The 261-nt window shown below is 69.7% G+C and carries 1 protein-coding gene; it reads right to left on the bottom strand.

The features are described 5' to 3' along the window. A partial coding sequence (locus tag ACLJNW_RS26070; RefSeq protein WP_410961485.1) for a DnaB-like helicase N-terminal domain-containing protein occupies positions 1 to 261 on the bottom strand: 261 nt, incomplete at both ends.

Below are 261 nucleotides of genomic sequence, written 5' to 3'. Positions count from 1 at the left end.
CTCGCACGAGACCCGCCAGGTAGACCAGGCCGCCGGTTTCGTCGGTCTGGCCTTTGCGCTCGAGCCACTCGGACAGCGTGACTGCGTCGGAGGGCTCGCCGCGTGCGGCGCGCTCGGCGATCGCTTCGTAGATGAGCTGGTGATCGCGGCGATAGAAGTCGCCGGCGACCAGGCGATCGGCGATCGTGTCCCAGGCGCGGTTGTCGAGCATCAGGCCGCCGAGCACCGCCTGCTCGGCTTCGATCGAGTGGGGCGGAACCC

This window comes from Salmonella sp. SAL4457 (assembly GCF_046548235.1).
GTDB lineage: Bacteria > Pseudomonadota > Gammaproteobacteria > Enterobacterales > Enterobacteriaceae > Salmonella > Salmonella enterica.
The sequence above is the reverse complement of the archived record's forward strand: the minus strand, read 5'-3'. Positions and strand labels throughout refer to the sequence as shown.